2 protein-coding genes are annotated in these 3549 nt (G+C 74.6%); both read left to right on the top strand.

From position 1 onward, the window contains the following. Positions 1–171 precede the first annotated feature (171 nt). Complete coding sequence (leuS, locus tag HGCM_RS10520) at positions 172–3096, top strand: leucine--tRNA ligase (protein WP_026075408.1); 2925 nt, start codon at positions 172–174, stop codon at positions 3094–3096. 92 nt (positions 3097–3188) lie between these two features. Then, on the top strand, positions 3189–3549 hold a 361-nt coding region (locus tag HGCM_RS19125; RefSeq protein WP_019136798.1), incomplete at its 3' end, for a DegV family protein.

The following is a 3549-nucleotide window of genomic DNA, read 5'->3' on the forward strand; positions in this document are numbered from 1 at the left end:
CGCGCAGGGCCGCCAGGTCCGCCTCGGAGGGGTTCGACGCGTGCGACGGGTCCGGCGGTGCGGCGGCGCTGTCCGACATGTCGCGATCGTAGGCGCGGCGGGGCCGGTGGCGCCCCTCGTCCTGGGCCGCCCGGCGTCGGCCCGCGGCCGGGTACTCGGTAAACTCGGCGGGTGACTTCGCAGGACGCCGCCACCGCCACCGCCCCCGCCGCCCCGGACGACGTGCCGTTCCGGTACACGCCGGCGCTCGCCGGCGAGATCGAGGTGCGCTGGCAGGACGAGTGGGAGCGCCGCGGCACCTTCTTCGCCGCGAACCCCACGGGCGAGCTGACGGACGGCGACGGGCAGCACGCGGCGCCGACCGCGCCGCCGTTCTTCGTCATGGACATGTTCCCGTACCCGTCCGGCGCGGGCCTGCACATCGGCCACCCGCTGGGGTACATCGCGACGGACGTCGTCGCCCGCTTCCACCGGATGCAGGGCGACAACGTGCTGCACGCGCTCGGCTTCGACGCGTTCGGCCTGCCGGCCGAGCAGTACGCCGTGCAGACGGGCCAGCACCCGCGCACGACGACCGAGGCGAACATCGCGATCATGCAGCGGCAGCTGCGCCGCCTGGGGCTCGCGCACGACCCCCGCCGCTCCTTCGCGACGATCGACGCCGACTACGTGCGCTGGACGCAGTGGATCTTCCTGCGCATCTTCGACTCCTGGTACGACGAGGAGGCGGTGCGGCCCGACGGCGGCCGCGGCCGCGCCCGGCCCGTGGCGGAGCTGGAGGCCGAGCTGGCCACCGGGACCCGTCCCGTCCCGGCGCTGGACGGCGTGCCCGCCGGCGTCGCGTGGGCCGACCTGGACGCCGTGCAGCGCCGCCGGGTGCTGGACGCGCACCGGCTCGCGTACGTCTCCGAGACGCCGGTGAACTGGTGCCCGGGCCTGGGCACGGTGCTGGCGAACGAGGAGGTCACGGCGGACGGCCGCTCCGAGCGCGGCAACTTCCCGGTGTTCCAGCGCAGCCTGCGGCAGTGGAACATGCGCATCACGGCCTACGCCGACCGCCTCGCCGACGACCTGGAGCACATCGACTGGCCGGACAAGGTGCGCGCGATGCAGCGCAACTGGATCGGCCGCTCGACGGGTGCGCGCGTGCGGTTCGCCGTCGAGGGCGGCGAGCGGGTGGAGGTCTTCACGACCCGCCCCGACACCCTGTTCGGCGCGACGTTCATGGTGGTGGCGCCCGAGCACCCGCTGCTGGACGAGGTGCCGGCGCAGTGGCCCGACGGCACGCACGGCGCGTGGACCGGCGGCCACCGCACGCCCGCGGAGGCCGTCGCGGCCTACCGCGCCGAGGCGGCCGCCAAGTCGGCCGTGGAGCGCCAGGCGGACGCCGGCCGCAAGACGGGCGTGTTCACCGGTCACCTCGCGGTGAACCCCGTCAACGGCGACCTGCTGCCGGTGTTCACCGCCGACTACGTCCTCATGGGCTACGGCACGGGGGCGATCATGGCGGTGCCCGGGGGCGACGAGCGCGACTTCGCGTTCGCCCAGGCGTACGAGCTGCCGGTCGTCTACACGACCGAGGGGGACGTCACCGACGGGGCGCGCACCGGCGACGGCACGGTCATCAACTCGTCGAACGACGAGATCAGCCTGGACGGCCTCGGTGTCGCCGAGGCGAAGGCCGCCATCGTCGAGTGGCTCGTCGCGCGCGGCGTCGGCGAGGCGACCACGACCTACCGGCTGCGCGACTGGCTGTTCAGCCGCCAGCGCTACTGGGGCGAGCCCTTCCCGATCGTGTACGACGAGCACGACCTGCCGATCGCCCTGCCCGACGACGCGCTCCCCGTCGCGCTGCCGGACGTGCCGGACTACTCGCCGCGCACGTTCGACCCCGACGACGCGACCTCCGAGCCGGAGCCGCCCCTGGGCCGCAACGAGGACTGGGTGACCGTGACGCTGGACCTGGGCGACGGGCCGCGGCAGTACCGGCGGGACACGAACACCATGCCGAACTGGGCGGGCTCGTGCTGGTACTACCTGCACTACCTGGACCCGACGCACGCCGGCCGCGGCGTCGTCGACCCGGAGCTCGAGCGGTACTGGATGGGTCCGGGCCACGGTCGCCAGGCCCCCGGCTCGGTGGGCGGCGTCGACCTGTACGTCGGCGGCGTCGAGCACGCCGTGCTGCACCTGCTGTACGCGCGGTTCTGGCACAAGGTGCTGTTCGACCTGGGGTACGTGTCGAGCGCCGAGCCGTTCCACAAGCTGTTCAACCAGGGCTACATCCAGGCGTACGCCTACACCGACGAGCGCGGCGTGTACGTCCCGGCGGCCGAGGTGGAGGACGACGCGGCCTCGCCGACCGGGCACACGTGGCGCGGCGCCCCCGTGCACCGCGAGTACGGGAAGATGGGCAAGTCGCTGAAGAACATGGTGACGCCCGACGAGATGTACGCGGAGTACGGCGCCGACACGCTGCGCGTCTACGAGATGTCGATGGGCCCGCTGGACCTGTCGCGCCCGTGGGAGACGCGCGCGGTCGTGGGCTCCCAGCGGTTCCTGCAGCGCCTGTGGCGGAACGTCGTCGACGAGACGACGGGCGAGCTCGTCGTCGTCGACGACGCGCCGACGGTCGAGACGCTGCGCGTGCTGCACCGCACGATCGCGGACGTCACGGCCGACATGCACGCGATGCGCATCAACACCGCGATCGCGAAGCTGATCGTCCTCAACAACCACCTCACGACGCTCGACCGCGTGCCCCGTGCCGTGGCCGAGGCGCTCGTGCTGATGGTCGCGCCCGTGGCCCCGCACGTCGCGGAGGAGCTCTGGGCCCGGCTGGGTCACGAGCGCTCGCTCGCGCACGAGCCGTTCCCGGTGGCCGACCCGGTGTTCCTCGTCGAGGAGACGGTGACGTGCGTCCTGCAGGTGCAGGGCAAGGTGCGTGGCCGCGCCGAGGTGAGCCCGGACGTCTCGGAGGACCGGCTGCGGGAGATCGCCCTGGCCGACGCCGGCGTGCAGCGCGCCCTCGCTGGCCGGGACATCCGCACGGTGGTCGTCCGGGCCCCGAGGCTCGTCAACGTGGTGCCCGCCTGAGCAGGGCCGACGGCCGCGCCGCGCGCGGCGGCGTCGCGCTCGTCACCGACTCGACCGCCGCGCTGCCCGCGGGGGAGGCCGAGCGACTCGGCGTGCAGGTCGTGCCGCTCGACGTCGTGGTCGACGGGCGGCGCCATGTCGAGGGCGTCGACCTCGGCCCACGCGAGCTGCTCGCGGCACTGGCGCGGGGCGCGCGGGTGTCGACGTCGCAGCCGTCGCCCGCCGCCTTCGCGGCGGCCTACCGGCGCGCGGCGGCGGCAGGGGCGCGCGAGGTGGTCTCCGTGCACCTGTCCGGCGAGCTGTCCGGCACGGTGACGGCCGCGCGGCTCGCGGCGGGCTCGGCACCCGTGCGGGTGCACGTCGTGGACTCAGGGACCGTCGGGATGGCGCTCGGGTTCGCCGTCGCCGCGGGCGCCCGCGCCGCCGCCGTGCCCGACCCGCCCCGGCGTCGCT

It is taken from the genome of Cellulomonas massiliensis JC225, from assembly GCF_000312005.1.
Classification (GTDB): Bacteria; Actinomycetota; Actinomycetes; order Actinomycetales; family Cellulomonadaceae; genus Cellulomonas; species Cellulomonas massiliensis.